This window comes from Acinetobacter sp. FDAARGOS_558 (assembly GCF_003937785.1).
Lineage (GTDB): Bacteria > Pseudomonadota > Gammaproteobacteria > Pseudomonadales > Moraxellaceae > Acinetobacter > Acinetobacter baumannii.
Genome location: NZ_RKJH01000001.1, coordinates 3,004,935 through 3,028,900 on the forward strand (window position 1 = coordinate 3,004,935; position 23,966 = coordinate 3,028,900).

22 protein-coding genes are annotated in these 23,966 nt (G+C 38.2%); 19 read left to right on the top strand and 3 right to left on the bottom strand.

Annotated features, from left to right (window positions below; genetic code table 11):
* Nucleotides 1-78 precede the first annotated feature (78 nt).
* A complete protein-coding gene (gene hisD / locus EGT34_RS14420; protein ID WP_001253726.1) occupies nucleotides 79-1,368 on the top strand; it encodes a histidinol dehydrogenase in 1,290 nt (429 codons plus the stop codon).
* Between the two features lie 69 nt (nucleotides 1,369-1,437).
* Nucleotides 1,438-2,523 carry a histidinol-phosphate transaminase gene (gene hisC / locus EGT34_RS14425; RefSeq protein ID WP_000218889.1) on the top strand — a complete coding sequence of 362 codons (1,086 nt, stop codon included), beginning with the start codon at nucleotides 1,438-1,440 and terminating at the stop codon, nucleotides 2,521-2,523.
* 3 nt (nucleotides 2,524-2,526) lie between these two features.
* On the opposite strand, the gene EGT34_RS14430 is transcribed toward hisC, so the two are convergent.
* Nucleotides 2,527-3,915: an anthranilate synthase component I family protein gene (locus EGT34_RS14430; protein ID WP_001134879.1), complete on the bottom strand. Its 1,389-nt coding sequence runs from the start codon at nucleotides 3,913-3,915 to the stop codon at nucleotides 2,527-2,529.
* A 318-nt stretch (nucleotides 3,916-4,233) separates the two neighbouring features.
* On the opposite strand from EGT34_RS14430, the gene EGT34_RS14435 reads away from it, so the two are divergent.
* From EGT34_RS14435 to EGT34_RS14460, 6 genes are all read left to right on the top strand, one after another.
* Nucleotides 4,234-5,082 (top strand): DUF6160 family protein, encoded by an 849-nt coding sequence (locus tag EGT34_RS14435; RefSeq protein ID WP_024437408.1) that lies wholly within the window; start codon nucleotides 4,234-4,236, stop codon nucleotides 5,080-5,082.
* Between the two features lie 299 nt (nucleotides 5,083-5,381).
* Entirely contained in the window at nucleotides 5,382-6,215 is an 834-nt protein-coding gene (locus EGT34_RS14440; RefSeq protein WP_000890111.1) for a C39 family peptidase, read from the top strand.
* Nucleotides 6,216-6,259: 44 nt separating this feature from the next.
* Nucleotides 6,260-7,441 carry a hypothetical protein gene (locus tag EGT34_RS14445; protein ID WP_002156440.1) on the top strand — a complete coding sequence of 394 codons (1,182 nt, stop codon included), beginning with the start codon at nucleotides 6,260-6,262 and terminating at the stop codon, nucleotides 7,439-7,441.
* A 12-nt stretch (nucleotides 7,442-7,453) separates the two neighbouring features.
* Nucleotides 7,454-9,118, top strand: coding sequence for an OmpP1/FadL family transporter (locus EGT34_RS14450; RefSeq protein WP_002023213.1), 1,665 nt, complete (start codon nucleotides 7,454-7,456; stop codon nucleotides 9,116-9,118).
* Between the two features lie 14 nt (nucleotides 9,119-9,132).
* The gene (filE, locus tag EGT34_RS14455; protein ID WP_416376731.1) at nucleotides 9,133-10,533 is read left to right on the top strand and encodes a putative pilus assembly protein FilE; all 1,401 of its coding nucleotides are present in this window, start codon (nucleotides 9,133-9,135) and stop codon (nucleotides 10,531-10,533) included.
* A gap of 19 nt (nucleotides 10,534-10,552) precedes the next feature.
* On the top strand, nucleotides 10,553-12,502 hold the full coding sequence (locus tag EGT34_RS14460; protein ID WP_001035103.1) for a hypothetical protein: 1,950 nt from the start codon (nucleotides 10,553-10,555) through the stop codon (nucleotides 12,500-12,502).
* Nucleotides 12,503-12,557: 55 nt separating this feature from the next.
* Here EGT34_RS14460 and EGT34_RS14465 read toward each other — a convergent pair whose 3' ends face one another.
* On the bottom strand, nucleotides 12,558-13,106 hold the full coding sequence (locus tag EGT34_RS14465; RefSeq protein ID WP_000006665.1) for an NUDIX hydrolase: 549 nt from the start codon (nucleotides 13,104-13,106) through the stop codon (nucleotides 12,558-12,560).
* A gap of 114 nt (nucleotides 13,107-13,220) precedes the next feature.
* Here EGT34_RS14465 and EGT34_RS14470 point away from each other — a divergent pair, with 114 nt between their 5' ends.
* The 6 genes from EGT34_RS14470 to fghA all read left to right on the top strand — a co-directional run bounded on the left by EGT34_RS14470 (nucleotide 13,221) and on the right by fghA (nucleotide 18,404).
* Complete coding sequence (locus tag EGT34_RS14470) at nucleotides 13,221-13,847, top strand: CoA pyrophosphatase (RefSeq protein WP_002000136.1); 627 nt, start codon at nucleotides 13,221-13,223, stop codon at nucleotides 13,845-13,847.
* Between the two features lie 22 nt (nucleotides 13,848-13,869).
* Nucleotides 13,870-14,397, top strand: coding sequence for a gamma carbonic anhydrase family protein (locus EGT34_RS14475; RefSeq protein ID WP_086223200.1), 528 nt, complete (start codon nucleotides 13,870-13,872; stop codon nucleotides 14,395-14,397).
* A gap of 132 nt (nucleotides 14,398-14,529) precedes the next feature.
* On the top strand, nucleotides 14,530-15,195 hold the full coding sequence (tsaB, locus tag EGT34_RS14480; protein ID WP_000770250.1) for a tRNA (adenosine(37)-N6)-threonylcarbamoyltransferase complex dimerization subunit type 1 TsaB: 666 nt from the start codon (nucleotides 14,530-14,532) through the stop codon (nucleotides 15,193-15,195).
* Between the two features lie 11 nt (nucleotides 15,196-15,206).
* Nucleotides 15,207-15,998: a class I SAM-dependent methyltransferase gene (locus tag EGT34_RS14485; protein WP_000548453.1), complete on the top strand. Its 792-nt coding sequence runs from the start codon at nucleotides 15,207-15,209 to the stop codon at nucleotides 15,996-15,998.
* Nucleotides 15,999-16,135: 137 nt separating this feature from the next.
* Nucleotides 16,136-17,587 (top strand): C13 family peptidase, encoded by a 1,452-nt coding sequence (locus tag EGT34_RS14490; RefSeq protein WP_000566251.1) that lies wholly within the window; start codon nucleotides 16,136-16,138, stop codon nucleotides 17,585-17,587.
* Nucleotides 17,556-18,404, top strand: a complete 849-nt coding sequence (gene fghA / locus EGT34_RS14495) for an S-formylglutathione hydrolase (RefSeq protein ID WP_001176397.1) — start codon at nucleotides 17,556-17,558, stop codon at nucleotides 18,402-18,404. Before EGT34_RS14490 ends, fghA begins: the two co-directional genes overlap by 32 nt.
* Here fghA and EGT34_RS14500 read toward each other — a convergent pair whose 3' ends face one another.
* Nucleotides 18,405-18,677, bottom strand: coding sequence for a DUF2218 domain-containing protein (locus tag EGT34_RS14500; RefSeq protein ID WP_000843452.1), 273 nt, complete (start codon nucleotides 18,675-18,677; stop codon nucleotides 18,405-18,407).
* A 184-nt stretch (nucleotides 18,678-18,861) separates the two neighbouring features.
* Here EGT34_RS14500 and rpe point away from each other — a divergent pair, with 184 nt between their 5' ends.
* From rpe to EGT34_RS14525, 5 genes are all read left to right on the top strand, one after another.
* Nucleotides 18,862-19,548: a ribulose-phosphate 3-epimerase gene (rpe, locus tag EGT34_RS14505; protein ID WP_000043044.1), complete on the top strand. Its 687-nt coding sequence runs from the start codon at nucleotides 18,862-18,864 to the stop codon at nucleotides 19,546-19,548.
* Between the two features lie 356 nt (nucleotides 19,549-19,904).
* Nucleotides 19,905-20,726: a Cof-type HAD-IIB family hydrolase gene (locus tag EGT34_RS14510; RefSeq protein WP_000216413.1), complete on the top strand. Its 822-nt coding sequence runs from the start codon at nucleotides 19,905-19,907 to the stop codon at nucleotides 20,724-20,726.
* 100 nt (nucleotides 20,727-20,826) lie between these two features.
* Nucleotides 20,827-21,222 carry a hypothetical protein gene (locus EGT34_RS14515; RefSeq protein WP_000174924.1) on the top strand — a complete coding sequence of 132 codons (396 nt, stop codon included), beginning with the start codon at nucleotides 20,827-20,829 and terminating at the stop codon, nucleotides 21,220-21,222.
* 40 nt (nucleotides 21,223-21,262) lie between these two features.
* Entirely contained in the window at nucleotides 21,263-23,197 is a 1,935-nt protein-coding gene (locus tag EGT34_RS14520; RefSeq protein WP_000018542.1) for a copper resistance system multicopper oxidase, read from the top strand.
* Complete coding sequence (locus tag EGT34_RS14525) at nucleotides 23,184-23,939, top strand: copper resistance protein B (RefSeq protein ID WP_001223252.1); 756 nt, start codon at nucleotides 23,184-23,186, stop codon at nucleotides 23,937-23,939. Before EGT34_RS14520 ends, EGT34_RS14525 begins: the two co-directional genes overlap by 14 nt.
* Nucleotides 23,940-23,966 lie beyond the last annotated feature (27 nt).

The window sequence follows — 23,966 nt, forward strand, 5'->3', positions numbered from 1 at the left end:
TAGTTGTAGATATGATGCCCACAAGAGCTTAGAAAAAGAGTAAACTTGGTTTTTCTTTTTCGCCTTGTGGGTAAATTGATGCGACGTTTATCGACTCAAGATCAGAACTTCAAACAGGTTTTTGCCGAGCTTTTAGCTTTTGAAACCGTTAATGATCCTAATTTAGTTCAAACAGTAGATCAAATTATTGCTGATGTTCGTCAGCATGGTGATGATCATGTTTTAAAACTTACTCAACAGTTCGATCGACATCCAGCGCATCAATTTTCCGATCTAGAATTGTCTCAACAACAACTTAAAGCTGCTTTTGATGGTTTAAATCAAGAGATTCGTGAAGCCCTGCAACTTGCAGCTGATCGTATTCGTACTTTTCATGAAGCTCAAAAACAAGATAGCTGGACTTATGTGGATGATTTGGGTAATACCCTAGGACAAAAAGTGACTCCACTTGACCGTGTTGGTATTTATGTACCAGGCGGACTTGCATCTTATCCTTCATCTGTACTTATGAATGCGGTACCAGCACATGTGGCTGGTGTACCTGAAATTATTATGGTTGTGCCAGCCCCAAATGGTGAACTAAATCCACTCGTTTTAGCTGCCGCCTATCTAGCAGGTGTTAGCCGAGTATTTACCATTGGTGGGGCACAAGCTGTTGCTGCTTTAGCTTATGGTACTCAAACTGTTCCACGTGTTGATAAAATTACGGGTCCTGGAAACCGATTTGTGGCAGCTGCTAAACGTGCTGTATTTGGTCAGGTGGGTATTGACATGATTGCTGGACCTTCTGAAATATTAGTTTATGCAGAAGGTGTGAATAATGCTGAATGGTTAGCGATGGATGTATTATCTCAAGCTGAACATGACACAGTAGCTCAAGCTATTTTTATTACTCCAGATGAAGCATTATTAGAAGCAGTAGAGTCTGCAATTGAGAAACATTTAAATGAATTGCCTAAAGCCGAGATTGCGCGTACATCGATTAAAAATCGTGGTGCATTAGTTTTGGTAAAAGACCGTGCTGAAGCAGTTGATTTAATTAATCAGGTTGCACCAGAGCATTTGGAACTATGTCTTGATGATGCTGAAGCGATGAGCCAAGATATTCGTCATGCAGGGGCAATTTTTATGGGTCGCTATACACCTGAAGCAATTGGTGATTATTGTGCTGGCCCAAACCACGTATTACCGACATCAGGCACAGCTCGTTTCTCTTCGCCACTTGGTGTATATGATTTTCAAAAGCGCTCTAGTTTGATCATGTGTTCAAAAGATGGCGTTAAGACTTTGGCTAAAACAGCTGATGTACTTGCTGTTCAAGAAAATCTCGATGCCCATGCACGCTCGGCGCGTTATCGTTATCAATAAGTTTTAAGCCTATCAGTGTTTTTCATGATTATTCAGGGCTGACTTTCAGCCCTTTTTTGAGATAAGACTATGACTGTATCTACAGCACAAATGCGTTTTTGGAGTCCTGAGGTTCGTGAATTAGAGCCGTATGTGCCAGGTGAACAACCTAAAATCCAGAATCTATTAAAGTTAAATACCAATGAAAACCCGTATCCACCATCACCAAAAGTAGTAGAAGCAGTTCAAGCGGTGTTACATGAACAAGCCGATGTGCTGCGTCTATATCCAGATCCGGATGCGACAGTGTTAAAGCAAGCAATTGCGAAACAACAGAATATTGATGTATCTCAAGTTTTTGTAGGTAACGGTTCTGATGAGGTATTGGCTCATATCTTTAAAGCATTTTTTCTTCAAGATGAACCAATTCTGTATCCGGACATCACTTATAGTTTCTATCCAGTTTATAGCCAATTTTTTGGCACAAAAACAAAAGAAATTCCTCTCAATGAGAATTTCGAAATTGATGTGCGAGATTATACCCAGCCAAATGGTGGGGTTATTATTACCAACCCAAATGCACCAACCAGTATTGCGCTCAGCTTGGCAGAGATCGAACAAGTATTACAGGCAAATCCGGATCGTGTAGTTGTGATTGATGAAGCGTATGTTGATTTTGGTGCTGAGTCAGCTGTAAGTTTGATAAATCGCTATGAAAATCTTGTGGTATGCCAAACGACTTCAAAGTCTCGTTCTTTAGCAGGCCTACGAGTCGGATTTGCGATTGCTCAGTCACACTTGATTGCAGCACTTGAGGCTGTAAAAAATAGTTTTAATTCATATCCAATTGATCGCTTTGCTATTGCAGCAGCGGTAGCTTCTTTTGAAGACCAGGCTTATTTTGAAGAGCAGTGTCAAAAAGTTATAACAAGTCGAGAGAAACTTGTTCGTGATTTAACTGAACTTGGTTTTAACGTTTTGCCATCGAAAGCGAATTTTATTTTTGCTACGCATTCACAGCATGATGCTGGGCAACTTGCACAAAAATTACGTGAGCAGGGCATTATTGTTCGTTACTTCAATAAGCCTCGCATTAATCAGTTTTTACGTATCACGGTTGGAACTGATGAGCAAAACGCGCGTTTAGTTCAAACTTTGAAGCAAGATATTCTTTAATACTTATTCTGCTGTGCTGTTCATCAAGTTCAGCATAGCAGAGATTTTATCAAGGCTTTCCTGATATTCAGCCTCAGCCTCTGAAGCAATAGTAATACCGCCGCCTGCCCAAATAGAGAGCTGGTTTTGATATTGTTGAAAACTACGAATTAAAATATTCCAGCGTCCAGTACCATCGAAATTAAAATATCCTAAAGTGCCGCAATATGCTCCCCGAGGTGCGCCTTCTAGCTCTTCAATAATTTGCATTGCCCGAATTTTAGGAGCTCCTGTAATTGATCCTCCTGGTAAAGCAGTGAGTAACATCTGCATAGGATTAATATCATTTTTAAGTGTAGCCGTAATCTCACTCACCATATGATGAACTTGATTGAAGCTCTCAATTTCAAATAGTTTTGTTGTTTTTACCGAACCTGTATTGGCATAAATGCTCAAATCATTACGTAATAGATCAACGATCATCACATTTTCTGCTTGATCTTTTTTAGAATTTTTTAAAGTTTGTTTTGAAAGTAAATCCTGCTCTTTATTCTCATAACGAGGCATTGTACCTTTAATGGGTCTGGTTTTAATTTGCTTATCTACATTAAATTCAATAAATAATTCAGGAGAGCAACTTAATAACTCAAATTCTGTTAATTTTAAATAACCAGAATATGGTGCATTGGTTAAATTCCATAGCTCATCTGCTTTATTTAATAACAAACCAGTAAAATTCGCTTTGAATTCTTGAGTAAGGTTAATTTGATAACAATCTCCTGCCTTAATATATTCTTGTATTTTATGAAAAGCAGTTAGGTATGTATTTTTAGACCAGCGAGGATGAATATTTTGTTCTAGTTTAAAATTGTTTTTTTGTAGTTTGCTAGAAGGTTTATTGAGTAGAGCTAAAAGATAGTTAAAAATTTCAAAAGCATTATTTTCATCGCTAAAAAAATACCATTCATTATTTATTTTTTTAATAAAAGAATAATAGGAACCTATAAATAAAGACGGTTGTTTATGTGATTGATTATTTATAAATTGATGTGCAGAAAAGTCATAACTAATAAAACCAATATATCCACCCTTAAAACTTATTTTTTCTCTATTGCTATTTTTTAGTTCTTGAGATTGGAATTGTGTAAAATCTAAAAGATTTTCTATATAAGATGAAAATTTATATTTGTTTAAATCAGTTTTAGTGAATAAAAAGTTTTGGTTATTTTGAGTGATTAAATAATTTTTTGGCAAAAAACCAATAATAGGATTGTTATCATCTTGAAGATATACAAGTCCAGTTAACTCTTCTAATTTATTTAAAATATCGGCAGCAGAGTAATAGCTTTCTAAAGAGATTTTTTTCTTTAAATGAGACATTTTAAACATGTGAAAGTTTGGAAGAGGTGGCATAGTTTACTACAAGTTAGAGTTCAACAGGCAGTTGAGTGAAAAGACCCTAACATTTCGTGGAAAAAATAACCGAATTATCCTTCAGATTTCAAAATAGGAATAAATCTTTTTAGTCAGTCAGACACTGTACCGTTTGTCGGGTAATTGGCAAAAAATGCATTACACTAGTTGAACAAAAATTAACGTAGCTGTAATTTAGTAATTGCTAAGCAAAACTACTCAAGGATTGGAAGTTTCGGTTGCCATAAAAGAAAAATGCAACTTGAGACAGTAAGAGTGGTTAAAGTCAAAAAATAAATGCTCTTGGGAGAGTGCTCAATGAAAATGTTCACTAAACTTGCTTTAGTTTCTTCTTTAGCTATCAGTGCAAATGCAATGGCAATGCAATCAATGGATGATGCTGCGCTTAGTGCTGCTACAGGTCAAGATGGTATTAATATTGGTATTGCTCTAGGTTCAGGTGGTATTACTATCGATAAACTATATCTACACGATAATGATGGTTTAGCAACATCAACTGGTATTACGGGTGCTTCAGGTACTGCTGGTGCAATCGCAATTAGTGGTGTCACTGTAACTCAAAAAGGTAAAGGTAATCTTTTAGATTTAGCAATTGACACAAATGGTGCTTCTGGTTCAAATGGCGCTTTCTTAAACGTTGCTGCAACAGTAGGGGCGGTTGATGTACATGTAGGTTCAATTGGTGTAGGTACTTCTGGTACGTTAAATCAAACAACCGCTGTACGTGGTATTACTGAAACAGCTCCAACTGAAATTATTTCTGGCTTAGATTTATCTTTGGGCCAAATTTCTGCAAATGTTCAGTTAGGTTCAACTCCGCAAGGCGCGATGATTAAAGTGAACTCTAGTTTGCAAGGTGGTTTAACACTATCTAACTTCGGTATTAATGATGCTGCAGGTGGCGGTAAAATTGTCCTAGACAAAGTAATGGTTCGTGGTGCTGGTAATACAACTGGTGACTTGGATGTAAATGCAGATATTTCTGTAGTTCCTACAGGTTTACGTATCCAAAATAACAGTACGCAAGGTATGAATGTTTATGCACAAGGCGTACACCTAGGTGCAGCGGGTAATGCTTCAATTGGTGATTTGGAAATTCAAGGTTTAAATGTGGGTAAATCTACAATTACTATCTCTGGTCATTAATTTAAAGATTTGTAAAAAGCGCGTTTATACGCGCTTTTTTTATTTATTTTAATAAAACTAATATCTATGCTTTTCTGTTTAAATAATATTAGCTTATATAATAGGAAAGAATATAAAACATTTGAAAACGAGAATTAATTATCAGTTTATAAATGTAAAACTATGCATTCATCAAAAAGATTAAAAAAAAGCTGTTTTTTACAGAAAAAAAGGTATCTTCAACACACAGGGATGTAGAGCTATTGCTCTAAGAATAAAATGAATAAGGCCGGTTAGGCCACCATTTAGACCAAGTGCTTATGTTAGAGATAGTTTTAGGCTCAGCATTGATGTATTACTTTGCGACAGAAGCCTTTGAAATAGAAAAAAAGCCGCCGGGAACTGTTTATTATACAGAGACTGCCGATTCGCGTAATTTATCATTTCATCGAAATCATATTGAACCAGTTACTATAAAACCAGCTGTTGAAGACCAGTTTCGTGGTATTGTTCGGCAAGCCTACGATTATAGTTGTGGATCTGCTGCGCTTACGACTTTATTAAACGGCTATGTTGGAACAAGTTTAACTGAACAGCAAACAATGAGTGGTTTGCTGCAGTATGGCGAATATCAACGTATTATTGAGCGACGAAGTTTCTCATTACTTGATATGAAACGCTTTGTCACAGCAATTGGTTTAGAAAGCGGTGGTTATCGAGGTGAGTTTTCTGATTTAGTCAAACTGGGGCAGCCAGCAATTGTGCCTATTTCATATGCTGGTTTTAAACATTTTGTCGTATATAAAGCTTATAAAGATGGAAGAGTATACGTAGCTGACCCTGCTTTAGGGAATATCAGTTTTGATGAGGGACGTTTTAAAGAAATTTGGGATAATAATACTTTATTTGTTATTTCTGTTCCTGCATCACAGCGTAAAGATTTATTGGCGTTAAAAGATGCAGATATGCGCCATGTGGAAGATGCAACGGTCAATAGATATGCTTTTGTTGATGTGCAATATCCAGCGTTTAATTATGACCGTTTAGCAAACAAAGCATCAACTATGAGGCGTGTCTTGGATAACGATAATCATTCTGCGACTTATGGACAGCCGATAGAAACCTATATGCGGCTTTATTACAAGCGTAAATAGTCAAATTTAAAGTTAGTAAAATAAATAAATTGGGTGGGAAAAACATGAATAATCGATGGATAAAGATGAGTGTGTTGGCTTTAAGTATGAGTGCCATTACAGGGACAATTTATGCCGAAGAGCAAGTGCAATCAACGCAAGTATCCGATTCTAATCAGTCTGTAGAAGCAAATGAAAACTCTGGTGCTTCAGATACTACTAGTTCTAGTGAGGCTACAACAGATAGTACTACACAAACATCTAATGTCTCTGAAACTAATAATGTAGTTCCAGCATCTAATAGTGAGGCACATCAAGCTGCAAGTGCACTACAGAAAAAAGAAGGTGATGCTAGCCAGGAGACAAATTTACAAGAGGTATTTACTTCAAATGAGCGCCAATATTCTTTGATTAAAAAGGGTGTAATTTCTTCTTATTATGATCTTGACTACACTTATTATCGTGATACTCGTATTGATTTAGCCTTATCGGATAATTCCTCTCAGCTCAACCGTTTACGTGTTGAGGAAGATGCAAACCATACATTAACAAATAGTTTTACTTTGCAATATGGGGTATTAGATAACTTAACTTTATCCGCAACTCTTCCTTTTGTAGCAAAGTCTGAAATTATTCGTGATACAACAACTGCAGGATTGGGAGATATTTCATTTGGCGCACGTTGGGAGCCGTTTCCTTTAAAACAAGGTCGTTTACCTTTGGTTCTTTTTGGTAGCCTGTCAACGAAGACTGGCGATAGTCCTTATGAGATTGGTTTAGATGAATTGTCAACGGGTAAAGGTTATTACTCAGTTGGTGTGGGAGCAAGTACCCGTAAATATATTGATCCAGTCGTTCTCTTTGCTTCTGCTTCTGCCAATTACGGCTTTAAAGAAAGTGGCCTTAATCAAGCCCGAGGTTCGCGTACATTAACTTCATTTGATCCAGGGATTAGCGGTGGCTTTTCTTTTGGTTTCGCTTACTCATTTAACTATGACGTGTCTTTAACCATGTCATATCAGCAAAGTTTTAATATGGATGCTGAATTCCAGTTTGAAAATGGAGAAAGCTATAAATCACCTGATCAAAGTAGTGCGATGTTGTCTTTTGCTTTAGGTGTTCGGGTTTCACCTGAAACGATTGTTAACGGTACCGTTGGTATTGGTTTAACCGAAGATGCGCCAGATATTTCACTTGGTTTGTCATTCCCGTTAGATATTTTAGGTTTTAATAAAAAACAAAAATAAGGAGATATGCAGGTGAAATATCCTAAATTATGTCCTTTAACGGCGGCAATTGTTATCTCCGGTTTTTCTAGCTTTGCCAATGCTCAATTAGGACAAAACTTAGCTGTTGATATCCGCTCACTATCGATGGGGAATGCTGTAACTGCAGACCCTCCAGGTATTAGTGCAGTCCATTTTAACCCTGCAGCTTTAGCAAAAATTGATGGGCTGCAAACAGATGTGCAGGGGATTCTTGCTAACTTCGATATTCAACGTGAGTTCTCCGCTCCACCTGGTTATAACATTTTTGGTTATTCCGATGACCCACTTGTTTGTAATGATGGTCCTGAGGTTTCAGCTAATATTTGTACAGATTTTAAAGGATCAGTACATGGTGATGTTGAATATGCAAGTTTATATGTACCAATTCTTAAAAAGATGGTTGATCTTGGGGCGGGTTATCCACTAGTTGCCCCTACAGCCGGAATTGCCTATAAGCCACCAGGATCAAAAGTCACCTATGCTACAGCTATGTATGCACCATTAGTCGCAGGTTTCGGAGCTGAAAATGGTAATCCAGGCAACTACATGGGACAGCAAGTTGCAGTTGAGCGGATCACTTATTTATCGCCATCTTTTGGTTATCAGGTAAATGATCATTTATCTATTGGTGCTTCCGTAGGGATGTCCTATAACGCAATCGCACTGAAAACTGATCTACGTTTTCCTAATGAAATGATTGGTGTTTTACGTATGGTCGATGATGTGGTGTGCGCACCCTTCAAAGATAATAACGATATGATTACTGATTTGTTGTTATTAGGAATTTGTAATGCTAAAGAAGGAATGAACCCATTTAATAAAATGGGTGCCTTACAAGTTTCTTTAGAACAATCATTAAGTCCAAGCTATAACTTGGGATTGCTATGGGAACCAACAGACGATTTTGGTTTTGGTATGGTATATCAAAGTGCAGCCAAGATGCGTCTAAAAGGTAAATATATGATTGATAATGCCAAAGCACCTCAAGAGCTAGTACGTGGCCTGAATTCTTCTGCAACAGGCCAAATTTTAGCTGCTATTCTTGGCTTACCCGGTTATGTTCCTGATATTGAGTCCGGTTTGGTTGCAATGGATCTTGAATACCCAGCACATTTTCAAGCGGGTATTAAATATAAAATATTGCCAGATTTACAATTAAATTTAGATGTTGGATGGACTGATTATTCGGCATGGAATAAATTTAAATTTGAGTTTGACCGGCAAATCACCTTATTAAAAGTTGCTAAACTTTTATCTAATGACGTTACTGATAATTCTTTAGCATTACCATTAAAATTTACATCGCCGTGGAGTTGGGGGATTGGCCTTGAATATTCAGCAACTGATCGTTTGAAATTACGAGCTGGTTATGAGCCTCGTGCCAGTTCAATACCTAATGACAAACGCAATACCATGGTTCCAATTAATAACGCACAATTATTTGGTCTTGGTGTAGGTTATCGTTTTGATGCAGATACAGATCTAGATCTTTCAGTAGGGTTCCTTCGTAGTCGTGACAACATCCCAGCTTGTACGAGTACTTTATCGAATAAATGTGGTGTCGATAATATTTTATTAAACCCTTATTCTGGCTTAGATGTAAAAACGAATACAAAAGTTACAGTACTTGGTTTGAGCTATAGAACAAAATGGTAAAACAATATAAAGGGATATTTCGACCTAAAGTCGCTATCACAACTTTATGCGTTGCGATAGCAAGTATTTCTGTATCTTATGCAGACGGTTTTTATACAATTATTGGGCCAGATGGGCGGCCTATGATTGTACCGAGTAAAAGAATTGATCAGAAAAAACAACCTATCCCTAAAATAGAGGAAAGAAAATTACAAACTCAGCAGAATCAACCTATAGTAGATGCTGTACAAAAAACATCTAAAGAAAAAGAACAAACTAAAAATTTACCGAAAAAACTTGAACAACATGTCCAAGAAAAATTAAATACTGCACCGACTGCACCGACTGCACCGACTGCACCGACTGCACCGACTGCACCGACTGCACCGACTGCACCGACTGCACCGACTGCACCGACTGCACCGACTGCACCGACTGCACCGACTGCACCGACTGCACCGACTGCACCGACTGCACCGACTGCACCGACTGCACCGACTGCACCGACTGCACCGACTGCACCGACTGCACCGACTGCACCGACTGCACTGCAAAAAACTCAGAAAAATACAAAAACTGTTTCAGTAGTCAGTGATGATTTAAAAACATCCACAGAAAAAAATAAAATTATTGAGAGCGAAAATGCCCCTTCAGTATCTAATAATGAATGGCAAAAAAAGTTAGTTCTCGTTCCTCCACCAATAAAGAGTACATCTCAAGCTGCATCATCCTCCGATTCTTCACTCGATAAATCTAAATTTACAACTATTGATGGTGTAGAGTATGTAAATAATGAATATCTTGAAGATCAAGAATTTAACCTTGAAGGTAAAAAGCGGTTTTACCTTATGCCTGATGGTTTGGGGCGCACTGAATCAGTAGAGCGGAAAAAGGGTGTAAGTCGATCAACTTTAGATCAGCTTTTCAATCGACAAACTCAAGACCAAGACTCTACTGTTGTTTTAGCACCAACGTATATGCGTTTGTCTTCACAAGAGCTAGAAGCAGCTTTTGAACAAGATAAGTGCTTTATTAAAGATTATAAAAAATCAATTAAAACGCTTAGCATAAATAAGGAAGTAAACTTATGGCCACGGAAGCCATTGAAAGAAAAGTTTGAATATGAGTTGGTACAGTTAAATCCTTCTGTTCAGCATTTAAAAGTTATGTCTTTTGCTTCTAGTAATGAGAAGCCTCTATATTATTGGCCACTCGTTGTATTTTTGGATGATAAAGGCTGTATTTTGGAAGGAGTGAGCGGGTTTAAAAGCAAATCTTATCCTTCGACTATGTTACAGCATGCATCGATTCAAGGAGTTTTAAAAGTACCGCCTTCAGCACATTATATTATGATGACGCCTTTATCTTCTGCCGTGGATGTTACAGAAAAAGAGTTAACAAATCAGGGACAAATTCAAATTTCGGTATTACGTTAAAAATAAGTAGGGTAGCTAAATGAATAAAAAAATTTTATGGCCTTTTGCTCTTACCACAATTGCATTGATGTTAAATGGTTGTGGTGGAGGAAGTTCGACAATTAATGAAGATCCAAATTCTGGTACTAATAACGGAAACTTAACTTCTGGCAGTTGTACACCAACTACTAGTGATAATGGTGCAGAAGATTCAACTTGTTTGCAATTTGCTTTAGATTATCCAATAGCGGGTATCAATTTTGATTGTAGTTCTGCCACAAATTTTCATTATGCGACTAAAATTTCAGGAAATGCTGTAATAGGATCCTGTAAGGTTGGTGATACAGCACGTTTTTATATTCAAAGTAAAGATAATAAAAAGGTTTTTTTAGGAAATGTTAATCTTGATACGATTGGGAAATTTACTGCCGTTAATGGTAAGTCTAAAGAGATCAATCCGATATATTTAAGAGTGTTGGATTTGGCAAGTGGTATTACAGGTAAAGCACCAACAACATTAGATAAAAATGATGAAACAATTAAAGTGGCGATTGCTTTAATAAAAATCTTCCAAAGCATTGGTGTAGAAAATGGTGATAATCTCATCGGTGATATACAACCCACTCAACTTACAGATATAAAGAAAGATCAACTTACTAAAATTTCTCAGAGCGTAACTGCTACAGAGTTCCAAAACGGAGCTTATGCAAGCATTTTGAAACCGTGGTTAGATGTAAATCAAATTTCTGATGATGATGCATATAAACTTTTAGTACAAACGACTAATTTAAGTAATGCTGGTGTTTTCCAATCATTCAATTTATTTATTAACTCAACAATCCTTCAAAATTATCAAGTGTTTAATGGTTGCAATAGAAGTACTCAGGAAGAATGCTTGAATAATACAATTAACTTACGTCATTCAACAGATGATCTTTATTTATTATCGGACCGTCAAGGTTATACGTTGGGCTATGGTTTACAGTGGAAGGGAAGTGCCATTGTAATAGATAACAAAGTACAAAATCCGTATTTGTTAACTACAAAAGTCAAACCAGCTAAACTCAATGTAAATGCACAAAATAATTGGTTAAATCCTGTTAGTCGAGAAATTCAGTCAACTACACCACTCCGTTTGAGTTTTTCAAATAATCCAAACGAAGATCTACAGATTTATCAAGGAAAATTCTTTAATGATTATGGAGTGGCGGGTACAGAAGCATTCTATAAGTATTTGACGAAGCTGAGTACAGGTAATCCACAGCATTATGGCCTCTGGCGCCAAAATGTTGATGGTGATAACTACAATGGGGTATTGAGTATTATTAAAAGTAATCCTATTAGTTATCTAGAGAGAAATGTTTTTAAAACATCAGGGAATGTGAAGACAGGAGAAAAATATATTTTCCCTCTTTACGCTACTTTAACATTTAATTTCTCAGATACCACTATCCAACCTGTAAATTTAGGTATTGTGATTGATGAGCATGGTGATATTCGTACTGATATCAAACCTAATTCGACAACAACGGATATGTCTGGTCAATGTGCTACGGTATCAGATGCAAGTTTAATTGATAACAATGGTATGCAACAATATCGAATTGGTACCACAGCAGCGACATTTAATGATCCTTTAAATGGTGATCAATCTGTTTATGTTCGTATGATTTTATCTAATCCAAAATTTGCAAATATTGATGGTGTGATGGTCGGGGTAACTTTTGTAGGCGTTTCTCCGGGGCCTGCGAAATTGAATCTATTTAATTTATTGGCAAATAAGGTGGATAGTACAAGCATTAATTTTGATAATAATACGGCTTGGTTTAATCAACATGCAGCAGCTCAAGAAAGCTATAATATGCTTAAGGATGTGCCTGCTCCAACCGCTGCGGATAAAGCTTTGGCTCAACGTAAATTTGGTACAGTAACAATTAAACTTGCCGATCAATCTATTCCAGCTTGTAAAGCAATTAAAACTAAGTCTTAACATATTCAACAAATAAAAAAGACCGCAAAAGCGGTCTTTTTTATTATTTAATTGATTAGCCTGTATGGTCTAAACGAGTTCCTAACGTCTCTAGATGTGTTGGAAAAACTTGTTGTTTACGGTCTTCAAAATAATGTCTTAATGTGTGTTCAACACTAGGAAAGGCAAGTTCACCCCATGGGATTTCATGTTCTTCAAACAGTCGACATTCGATACTTTCTTCGCCAGCACCGAAAAGGCCATCTTTAAGCTGGGCTTTGAACAACACATAAATTTGCCCAATACGGGGAATATTATACATGCAATAAAGTTGTTCTATTTCAATCTCGGCTTCTGCCTCTTCACGAGTTTCACGCGCCGCACCTTGTTCCATAGTTTCGAACAATTCCATATAACCTGCAGGCAAAGTCCATAAGCCATAACGAGGTTCAATCGCGCGACGACAAAGTAGTACTTTATCTTCCCATAACGCTAAGGCACCGCAGATTACTTTGGGGTTTTCATAGTGAATATTTCCACAATGAGTACAAACACGGCGTACTTTATGATCACCTAAAGGAATTTTTTGTTCGGTTTTATGCCCACACGCTACACAGAAACTCATAATTATCATCGAGTATAGAGATGCCTCAGCATAACTGAATTTTTAGACTTACGCATCAACTCTATTCCCTAAGTTTGATTTTCAGATATGATGCAAAGAGAGACAGAATAATAGGTGAATGGTATGGAAGAGCACTTGCTAACACAAAAGTTACAGCAAAGATTGCGCTTTTCCACCCGCATACAAGAAGCACAAGCTGCGGTACTTATTGCGATTACGAATGAAAATAATCCTAAGGTACTGCTTACACGCCGTTCAATACATATGAACAACCATGCGGGGGAAGTTTCTTTTCCTGGTGGCAAGCGTGACCCTAGTGATACTAGTAATATTGTTGTAGCGCTAAGAGAAGCTCAAGAAGAGACGGCTTTAAATCCGTTTGATGTGCAGTTGTTAGGCGATTTGCCGATGCAACGTGCAAGAAGTGGCTTGTCTGTAAAACCGATTGTTGGGCTTATTCCTCCTGAGGTAACTTTAATTCCTCAGCCCACTGAAATTGATCGAATTTTCTTTGTGCCTTTACAGCAACTTATAGAGACGCGTCCGACACCATATGAAGTGCGATATGCTCATCAATCTTTATACTTCCCAAGCTTGCAGATTGATAATGAAATTATTTGGGGTCTCACAGCGCGAATGTTAATTGCCTTATTTAAATATGGTTTAGGCTACCAAAAAGAATGGCCATTTCTACTGAATGCACCAACGTTTGGAATGCCAAAATTTTCTCATAAAAAATAAAGATCAGGACTGATAAATTATGATGTATAGCTATCAAGGACAGCATCCAAAAGCCTTACATGAGCCATGGGATGGCTGGGTTGCTCCAACTGCAACGCTTATTGGACAAGTAGAACTAGGCCGTCAGGTCAGTATTTGGTTTGGTGCTGTAGTGCGTGCCGATAATTGTGTCGTTCGGATTGGTAATTTTTCTAATATTCAAGAAAATTCGGTATTACATACTGATGCGGGCCTTGAGCTAAATATTGGCGAATATGTCACTGTTGGGCATAAAGTCATGTTGCATGGTTGTACGATTGGTGATAACAGTTTGATTGGTATGAATGCTGTCATTTTAAATCGAGCCGTGATTGGTAAGAACTGTATTATTGGCGCGAATGCTTTAATACCGGAAGGTAAAGTGATTCCAGATAACTCAGTGGTAATGGGCTCACCTGGCAAAATTGTAAAAACTTTAGATGAAGAAGGCGCAGCAAAAATACGCTTGAGCGCACTACATTATGCTGAACACTTTAAAAGCTATGCCGATTTGAAAGAATTCTACTTTTAAAATTTTAGCGAGATATTTTCTATGCCAAGCACCAGCTTGGCATTTTTATTTAGATAGGAACAACTCGCCTATCAGAGCCGAGTGGGGTATCATAACTTCCGTTTTTAATCTGATTGAATACTAAGGTTGTGCATGAAACTGCTGGCGTTGGAAACTGCAAACGAGCAATGTTCCATTTCATTAATCGATGAAACCCAAGAACTCTTTTTCCAACTCGATACGCGAGCGAAAGCACAAACCCAGACCATTTTGCCAATGATTGAGCAAGGGTTACAACAAATCGGACTTGACGTAGCGAGTTTAGATGCAATTGCCTTTAGTCGAGGGCCCGGTTCTTTTAGTGGTGTTCGAATTAATGCAGCAGTTGCTCAGGCTTTAGCTTGGTCTCAAGATTTACCAGTAATTCCAGTTTCTACCTTACAGGCTTTAGCACAAGCGGCTTACCGACTTGAAGGTTTAGAACAGGTGACTGCGGTACTCGATGCACGTATGAATGAAGTTTACATTGCAAGTTTTGTTCTAGATGAGCAAGGCATCATGCAGTGTATAGATGAAGAAAAATTAATGAACTACGAGCAAGCGGCTGCCTATGCAAAGCATTGCTTAATCGGTTCGGGTGCTAAGCTTCTTCAAACTGATGCAGAACATCAAACAATCACTGCCACTGCACAAGACATTGCTTCGATTGCACGTGTGTATGCAGCGCAAAAGCAGTGGGTTGATGCTGAACATGCTTTACCAGTTTACTTGCGTGATGATGCATGGAAAAAAATTGCGGATCAGGGCAAAGCAAATTAAAGGCACTGCGCATGCACATATATTTTGAAGTAGATTTTCAAAAACAAGCACAGCACTACCAAGCTGTGCTTTATTCTAGAGGCGTGACTGTCGATTTACAGCCTATTGAAAAACTTAATGCCCGTTTTTTACGTTTAAATCCTGACTTGGCTCTTTGTGTAGATGAAAACGGACTTTGGTTATCTGCTAACGGCATGAAAATGCAGCCTGATTGGAAAGCTGAAATTCCTCGTTTAAAACGAGCAAGTCTTAAATCGGAAATGATTGCTCGTGCTTGTCAGTTAGGTGAAAAGCCAGTACTGGTCGATGCTACAGCGGGCTTAGGTCATGACAGCTTACTTATGGCTTATCTAGGAGCCCAAATCCAGCTTGTTGAGCGCCATCCGATTTTATTTACTTTACTTGAAGATTCAAAAGCTCAGGCACAGCATGATCCATTTTTAAGCCAATTTATGGATCGTATTCAACTGATCTTCGCTGACTCTGCAAGCTATTTACAGCAATTAGATCAAGAAGAAAAAACAGTGGATGTGGTCTACCTTGACCCGATGTTCCCACAGCGCGATCAAAATCAACAAGCAATTAAAAAACAAGCCCAAGTCAAAAAGCAGATGCAGCTTTTGCATTTACTTTTACCCGAAGATGGAGAAATGGATTTGGGTGATCATTTGCTGGAGCTAGCCAAAAAAGTTGCAAAGCGAGTGATTGTAAAACGTCCACGACATGCTATTTTTTTAGCAAATCAAGAGCCAGCCCATCAGTGGCAGGGGGATGCTTGTCGTTTTGATGCTTACTTTCAGTAAGCTTATGTAAGGTTAAGTTTTATTGCTTGAATAATGCACAAATATATGTGATATAGTTCAAAAGCATGATTGCTAAAATTCATAGCAGGCATACACTTATGGTGCCTGACAAAAAACGAAATTTTTGAAACCTTTTTATGATTGATCTCAAACCTTCCATTAACTTTTGGCATGATTTTAAAAGTAACCAGCTTGCCGGAATGTGGTTATTTTTGGGGTCAAGACGTTCCTTACAGATCGTACATCCCTCTATTCTTCAGCTTATTGTTTGGGGAATATTAGGTGGGTGTACCAACTCACTTTATAGTTGGCTTGTAGCCGGTCAAATTGGCGACTTCAACTCACAGGGTCTAATTGGATACGCACTTTGGCCTTTTATTGCGCTTATTGTTGGTATTTTCTTATCACAGCGTATTAATCAGCCGCGTTTAATGTTGGTTCCAGCCTTATTGTGGTTGGTTTTAGATACCAATATTTTATTAATACAGTGTTTAATTCAATATTTGGGATCTAATGGTTATCTAAACTTTATTCCGGATGCTATTTATAACGGTATTTTACCTGGTTTGTTTGTAGCACTTTTTGTGTGGCAAAGTTTGGCGGTTATTTGGGTTTTCTCACGTGAGCTTAAGTGGCCTTGGTGGGAGCGGGCGTTGGTTATGGTTGCGACCATTGCGACCATGGTGGTTTGGCAACTTTCAGTAAAAGATCAGCCTATTTGGAAAGTGGAAGATTCTCCACCTACTTTTGCCGAAGATGCTTTTTATGCACAAAGTAAATTACTTCATGATGCTTTAGAGCAAGTTCAATATGGTGAGTTAGCTAAAAGTCATTGGTATTTCTTGGGTGTTGCAGGCGATAGTTATCAAGACGTTTTTAAATCGGAAGTGGTTCGTATTAAAGAACAATTTGATACGCGTTTTGGTACAGTCGGGCGTTCAATGATGCTGGTCAATAATCCGGATACCCGAACCGAAATCCCGATTGCATCTAAAACCAGTATAGAGTTGGCCTTACGCCGTATGGGCCAGCAAATGAACCGTGATAGTGATGTGTTATTTTTATATATGACATCGCACGGTGAACAAAACCATTTTGAAATTGAAAATGCACCTCTAGATTTGGGGCAAGTCGATCCGAAATGGTTACGTGAAACGCTCGATAAAGCGGGGATACGTTGGCGTGTGATTGTCATTTCTGCTTGTTACTCAGGAAGTTTTATTCCGGCGTTACAGTCACCTGATACTTTAATTATTACGGCATCTGCTGCGGATAAAACTTCGTTCGGTTGTAATAACGAAGCAGACTATACTTATTTTGGACGAGCTTTCTTTGATTTGGCGATGCGAGAGCAGTCTTCTATGAAAGATTCGTTTAATGCCGCTAAGCAAACCGTAACCAAATGGGAAGTAGCTCAAGGTGTAGAACCTTCAGAGCCACAATGGATGATTGGTAAAAATATGGAACTTATGCTACCTCAGTTGGAAAAATATCTTTTTCCTCAACCAAATACAGGTAGCGTAAATATTGCTCAGACACAAACAGAGGCTAAAAACGATGCAACTCCTGCAAAAAAACCGCTGCTTTGAAGGTGAGCAGCGCATTTATCAGTTTGATTCTCAATTATTAAAAGGCTCTACTAAGTTTGGGGTGTATTTGCCACCTGCTGCTTTAGAAGGTAAACCTTGCTCAACTTTGTTTTACTTAGCGGGTTTAACATGTACTGAAGAAACTTTTGCTATTAAGGCACATGCACAGCATATGGCTGCCCAGCTTAGTCTTATACTGATTACACCTGATACTTCACCTCGTGGTGAACAAGTTGCAGTAGGTGACAATTGGGATTTAGGTCAGGGCGCAGGCTTTTATATTAATGCCACAGAAGCACCTTGGTCTGAGCATTATCAAATGGAAAGCTATTTAATCGATGAGTTATATCCACTTATTTTAAAAAGTTTTCCAGTCAATGCTCAACAGGTCGGTATCTTTGGACATTCGATGGGGGGACATGGCGCCTTAACTTTAGCTTTTAAATATCCTGAGAAGTTTAAGTCAGTGTCTGCATTTGCACCGATTTGCGCGCCAACTGAATGTGCATGGGGTGAAAAAGCATTTAGCCATTATTTAGGTACAGACCGCGATAGCTGGTTGGCTCATGATGCCACGGCTTTAGTCTCAAAAAATGGTGCGGTATTTAATGAAATTTTGGTGGATCAGGGGTTAGATGATCAATTTTATGAACAACTTCACCCTGAAAAATTTAAGCAAGCATGTTTAAAAGTAGGACAGCCTTTAACTTTAAGACAACATGCTGGCTATGATCATGGCTATTATTTTATCCAGACCTTTATGGATGAGCATTTGCAGTTCCATGCAATCCAGTTGGAAAAGGTCGCTGGCGAATAATTAGTGCTGCCATTCCACCTGAAATTCTTGTTGAGCCATACGGTTTAGATGATCAAGGACAACTTTTTCCAAGTGATCATGGTCATCTAACTGGCTATCAATGGCAACATTTAACTGCTCTGTTTCTGGTGCAAGCGTAATGGTTGCGGTAGGCATTAAGATTTTAAAATCTTGTTCAGTTTCTTGTACTTCAAATTTATGTTTCCAATGATTAACTAGACGTTTTGCAATGCGTTTTCCATCATTTGTTAATAGATGAGTTGTGCTTTTCATTATCAATCCTCACATTGGTTTAATGTACCTTAACAAATTCGTTTGGCACTTGGCATTCTATAGTAGCAACGTTACGTTGCAAGTTTGAAATGTTGTCATTTAAGCAAGGAAGAGCGGGCCAAGTAGGTTCTTTTTTGTTATAATTTTTAGCCTCTCCTTAAATTTTTAGCCAGGTCATCCACCTATGTCCAAGCCTTATTTGATTGCTCCTTCTATTTTATCTGCCGATTTTGCTCGTTTAGGCGAAGATGTAGACAAAGTGTTAGCTGCAGGTGCCGATGTAGTGCATTTTGATGTGATGGATAATCACTATGTTCCAAATTTAACTTTTGGTGCAGGTGTGTGTAAGGCTTTAAAAAATTATGGAATTACTGCTCCTGTTGATGTGCATTTAATGGTATCTCCAGTTGACCGTATTATTGGTGATTTCTTAGAAGCAGGCGCAGATATCATTACGTTTCACCCAGAAGCTTCTCATCACATTGACCGTTCATTACAGCTTATTAAGTCTGGTGGTGCTAAAGCAGGATTAGTTTTTAACCCAGCAACACCATTGCATTATCTAGACTATGTTCTTGATAAAGTTGACCAAATTTTATTAATGAGTGTAAACCCAGGTTTTGGTGGGCAAAAGTTCATTCCAATGACTTTAGAAAAATTACGTGAAGCGCGTAAAATTATTGATGCAAGTGGCCGTGATATCCGTTTAGAAGTAGACGGTGGTGTTGGTCCTGCAAATATCCGTGAAATTGCAGAAGCTGGTGCAGATATGTTCGTTGCTGGTTCGGCAATTTTTGGTCAACCAGATTATAAAGTTGTGATTGATCAAATGCGTGCAGAGCTTGCAAAAGTCGGTAGTGTAGACGCTTAAAAAAAGAATATTAAGCTGAGAGTAAACTTGTGGATAACTTTGTTTATAACTGTATGGATAACTGTGTTGATAACCATATGGATAAGATGTTGGTAAAATAAACAAAATGAGATCAACCGTTTATTCTCTAAGCAAAATGTATGAAAAAAGAACGCTTTGGCGTTCTTTTTCTATTCTATCGGGATATTTTGGGATCTGTTTTTTTATTAAGCTTTGCTAAAAAATAACCTGTGCAAAAAACGAGAGGGCTTGTGTAAAACTTTTTAAAATATATTGAATAGAAAACTGTAAAAGTGTCATGAAAAATAAAGCTAAATTTGATTTAATAAGATTTTAGTAAGAGACCTAGATCATTAATGACAGTAAAAATTTTAGCGGTAGATATGGATGGAACTTTTCTTAATTCTAAGAAGCAGTACAACAAAGCACGTTTTTTAAAACAGTATGAACAACTAAAACAAAATAATATCCGTTTTGTAGTCGCTAGTGGTAACCAGCTTGCAAAGCTTGTTACGTATTTTCCAGAAATTAATCATGAGATTGCTTTTATTGCCGAAAATGGTGCTCATGTTGTAGATGCGGGGCAAGAGTTAGCTTTTGCCCATTTAAGCAAAGAGCAATTCATTGAGATTTTAAATGCGATTGACCCAGTGTATACCTCTAAAATGGTGATCTGCGGAAAACAGAGTGCTTATGTGCATAGCAGTATGAACGCGGAAGATTATGCTAAAGTCGCTCGCTATTTTGAAAAGCTGACGGTTATAGATGACTTTTATGCACTAGATGACTTGGTGTGTAAAATTACTTTTACTGCGCAGGAAAATGAAAGTTTTACAATTTTTGAGCATTTTCAGAAGCAAAGCTTTGTAAAAGATAAGGTTCTAGTACCAGTTTCAAGTGGCTTTAATTTTATCGATTTAATCCTTCCGGACCAGCACAAAGCACATGGTTTGAAGCTATTATTGCAAAAATGGCAGGTTCAACCCGATCAAGTCGTTGCGATTGGTGATAACAATAATGATATCCAGATGATTAAAGCAGCAGGTTATGGGTTTGCAGTCGAAAATGCAGTTGAAGCCTTAAAAGCCGTTGCTCCTTACACAACTGCAAATAATGAGCAAGAAGGTGCATTACAGGTAATTGATTTGGTTCTTCAGCATCAACCTCCATTTGCTTAATGACTTCAATAACAATCATCTAAGATGGAAAATTGTATCTAATTTAAAACTTGGTTATGCTAAACAACTAAGATAAGTAGATTGCTCAAGGCAATAAATGATGACACTGCAACACTTACGCAAGTATGCTTGGTTTGTGTTCCTGATGACTTTAGTTATTGGGTGGAGTGGTGTGTCTATTGCTCAGACACCTATGCAGCATGATCTTCATACTATGCCGTGTCATAGTGAGCAAATGAAACATCACTCTATGCATATTCAAGCTGATGAGCAGGCAACGTGTCATCAATCTATGGGGCAGGTTTCTCACCAACATGGTGAACACTGCCAAGACTGTAACCCGGTCCATTGTCAGATGGTAAATCTGGCTTTACAGCAAGCTGTACCAGATATTGAATCATCATTTATTCCTATTCCATCTCAATTTAGTAGTATTTATCAGGCACAGCATTTAGCCGGATACTGGCAAGAAATCTTACGTCCACCAAAAGCTTAATCCTTTCTTACTTATTTTTTTAGTTAAAAGGATTAAAGCAATGTCTCATAAAACGATTAGCAGCCTCGTCGCTGTATTTGGTCTATTGGTTTCACCATGGACTCTCGCGGCAATTAAGGAATATCACCTTAATATTAATGAACAACAGGTCAATGTTACGGGCAAACCCCTTAAACGAATTACCGTAAATGGAAAATTTACAGCACCACTCCTTGAGTTTGAAGAGGGGGATGAGGCTGTTATTCACGTCCATAACCAATTAAAGAATCAAGATACCTCTTTACACTGGCATGGGTTGTTACTGCCAGGGTTAATGGATGGTGTGCCGGGTTTTAATAATTTTAAAGGGATTGCTCCAAATGGAGATTTTGTTTACCGCTTTAAGGTGAAACAAAATGGCACATATTGGTATCACGCCCATAGTAAAGGCCAAGAGCAAGACGGTTTATATGGGCCGCTTGTGATTTACCCAAAAGGCAAAATACCAGTTGCGGCGCATGAAAAAACTGATCGTGATTATGTAGTGATGCTTTCAGATTTCCATGATTCTTCTAGCGATAGCATTATGAAGAATTTGAAGAAATCTGCTGAGTATTATCAAAACCGCCGTGAAACCGTATCTGATGTTTTGAAGCAAGTTAAAACACAAGGCTTAAAAGCAACTTGGCAAGATCGTTCGATGTGGAATCAGATGCGGATGTTAAAAACCGATATGTCTGATGTGACGGGTTATACCTTCTTAGTTAACGGCAAGACTCCTCAGCAAAACTGGGCAGCTAATTTTAAAGCTGGCGATAAGGTTCGATTACGATTTATTAATGCATCAGCAATGTCATTTTTTGATGTCAGAATTCCAAATTTAAAAATGACTGTCGTAAGTGCAGATGGGCAGCCAGTTAAACCTGTAGCAATTGATGAGTTTCGTATTGGTACAGCTGAAACCTACGATGTCATTGTGGAACCTAAACAGCCAAATTATCAGATTGAAGCAGAGTCTATTGACCGTAGTGGTTTTGCTATCGGTACTTTGCACAATGAAAATACGCAGGCTGTGGGGCCAGTCCAAATGCCAACACCACGTCCACGTGCTTTATTGACCATGGATGATATGGGCATGAGTCATGGTGGTGGAAGTAATGAACATGCTGGCCATCAAATGAACATGCAACATGACATGTCGGCCATGCCTGAAATGAAAAAAGAGACGAGTCAGGCTAATCATGATCACACAATGATGAAAATGGATCATGACATGAAAAATATATCATCTGGCGAACATGATCATTCCATGATGCACATGAAGCATGATATGTCAGCGATGTCTGAAATGAACCATGATATGCAGGCAATGTCATCTAGCGAGCATGACCACTCTATGATGAATATGAATCATGAGATGCCTGCTCAATCTGAGAATAAGCCTAAAAAGGATGAACCAGTTTATGGCTGGGCAAATGCTTCAACGCCAGCGGGTATGAAAGCACTGCAATATAGCGATTTGCAATCTTTAACACCTCAGCCAGATACCCGTGCGCCCGAACGAGAATTAGTCATTCGTTTAGGTGGCAACATGGAGCGTTATATCTGGACCATTAATGGCAAGAAATTTAGTGACACGACACCTTTACAAGTTAAGTATGGTGAACGCATACGCTTGAAGTTTGTGAATGACAGTATGATGGCTCATCCAATGCATTTACATGGCATGTTTATGCAATTGGAAAATGGTCAACAAGCTGAAAACTTACCAAATAAACATACCATTATTGTTCCACCTGGAAAGACCGTTACTGCGTTATTGACAGCCGATGCCTTGGGAGAATGGGCGATTCATTGCCATCTGCTCTATCACATGAGTGCTGGAATGATGAATAAATTAATTGTTGCTCAAGTCAATGATGGGCAACAACCCGCTCAGTCCCAGCCAACTGTTCAATCTGAAAATGAGAAAGGAGCTAGTCATGCGCATCACTAAGTTATTTTCTCAAATGATATGTTGCGGTGCTTTCTCGGGTATATCTGTATTTGCTTTTGCTCAAGAACCTTTAACACACGATCATTTACGCGAACATGGTGGACAGGTTTATCAAGCAACAAAGATTGATACTGCCTGGACCCAAAATGAAGAGGGTGAAGGCAGTTTTTCTTCTGAATTGGAAAGCTGGGTGGGAACTGATGAAAATAAATTGTTCATTAAAGCCCATGTTGAAAATGCCGAGTCGGAAGATGCCAATTATGGCGGTTCAGTACTTTATAGTCGAAATGTAGCTGACTATTGGGATGTACAGGCCGGGGTAAACTATGAACGTTTACAACGGGAAGACGAAAAGCAAGATCGCTGGGCTGGTGTAGTGGGCTTACATGGCATGGCGCCTTACTTCTTTGAAACCGATGCTTATCTTTATGTAGGTGAAGATCAGTTATGGAAGTTAAGCTTAGAGACAGAAAAAGATTTGCTTTTTACTCAAAAGTTGATTGGTCAGCCCTATTTAAAAGCAGATGTTGTTTTACAAGATGAATCTCGCTATGCCAGTAAAACAGGCCTGTCGAGTTTACAAGCTGGCTTTCAAACCCGTTATGAAATCAATAAAAAGGTAATGCCATTTGTTGATTTCGGTTATGGTTATGAAAAAGGTTTAAAACAAACCGCTTGGCAAACTGGAACCGGCTCAGAACATGGTTGGTATTATGGAGCTGGGTTAACACTAAAATTCTAATTGCCGAACAAAAAGTAAGCTTAATGA

What these genes read in the sequence shown, in the direction of transcription:
- rpe (WP_000043044.1), top strand. Translation starts at nt 18,862, where the DNA reads ATGTCCAAGCCTTATTTGATTGCTCCTTCTATTTTATCTGCCGATTTT.
- EGT34_RS14485 (WP_000548453.1), top strand. Translation starts at nt 15,207, where the DNA reads ATGCACATATATTTTGAAGTAGATTTTCAAAAACAAGCACAGCACTAC.
- EGT34_RS14465 (WP_000006665.1), bottom strand. Translation starts at nt 13,106, where the DNA reads ATGAGTTTCTGTGTAGCGTGTGGGCATAAAACCGAACAAAAAATTCCT.
- EGT34_RS14525 (WP_001223252.1), top strand. Translation starts at nt 23,184, where the DNA reads ATGCGCATCACTAAGTTATTTTCTCAAATGATATGTTGCGGTGCTTTC.
- EGT34_RS14460 (WP_001035103.1), top strand. Translation starts at nt 10,553, where the DNA reads ATGAATAAAAAAATTTTATGGCCTTTTGCTCTTACCACAATTGCATTG.
- EGT34_RS14515 (WP_000174924.1), top strand. Translation starts at nt 20,827, where the DNA reads ATGACACTGCAACACTTACGCAAGTATGCTTGGTTTGTGTTCCTGATG.
- EGT34_RS14435 (WP_024437408.1), top strand. Translation starts at nt 4,234, where the DNA reads ATGAAAATGTTCACTAAACTTGCTTTAGTTTCTTCTTTAGCTATCAGT.
- fghA (WP_001176397.1), top strand. Translation starts at nt 17,556, where the DNA reads ATGCAACTCCTGCAAAAAAACCGCTGCTTTGAAGGTGAGCAGCGCATT.
- hisC (WP_000218889.1), top strand. Translation starts at nt 1,438, where the DNA reads ATGACTGTATCTACAGCACAAATGCGTTTTTGGAGTCCTGAGGTTCGT.
- hisD (WP_001253726.1), top strand. Translation starts at nt 79, where the DNA reads ATGCGACGTTTATCGACTCAAGATCAGAACTTCAAACAGGTTTTTGCC.
- EGT34_RS14440 (WP_000890111.1), top strand. Translation starts at nt 5,382, where the DNA reads ATGTTAGAGATAGTTTTAGGCTCAGCATTGATGTATTACTTTGCGACA.
- EGT34_RS14445 (WP_002156440.1), top strand. Translation starts at nt 6,260, where the DNA reads ATGAATAATCGATGGATAAAGATGAGTGTGTTGGCTTTAAGTATGAGT.
- EGT34_RS14520 (WP_000018542.1), top strand. Translation starts at nt 21,263, where the DNA reads ATGTCTCATAAAACGATTAGCAGCCTCGTCGCTGTATTTGGTCTATTG.
- EGT34_RS14475 (WP_086223200.1), top strand. Translation starts at nt 13,870, where the DNA reads ATGTATAGCTATCAAGGACAGCATCCAAAAGCCTTACATGAGCCATGG.
- tsaB (WP_000770250.1), top strand. Translation starts at nt 14,530, where the DNA reads ATGAAACTGCTGGCGTTGGAAACTGCAAACGAGCAATGTTCCATTTCA.
- EGT34_RS14490 (WP_000566251.1), top strand. Translation starts at nt 16,136, where the DNA reads ATGATTGATCTCAAACCTTCCATTAACTTTTGGCATGATTTTAAAAGT.
- EGT34_RS14510 (WP_000216413.1), top strand. Translation starts at nt 19,905, where the DNA reads ATGACAGTAAAAATTTTAGCGGTAGATATGGATGGAACTTTTCTTAAT.
- EGT34_RS14500 (WP_000843452.1), bottom strand. Translation starts at nt 18,677, where the DNA reads ATGAAAAGCACAACTCATCTATTAACAAATGATGGAAAACGCATTGCA.
- EGT34_RS14430 (WP_001134879.1), bottom strand. Translation starts at nt 3,915, where the DNA reads ATGCCACCTCTTCCAAACTTTCACATGTTTAAAATGTCTCATTTAAAG.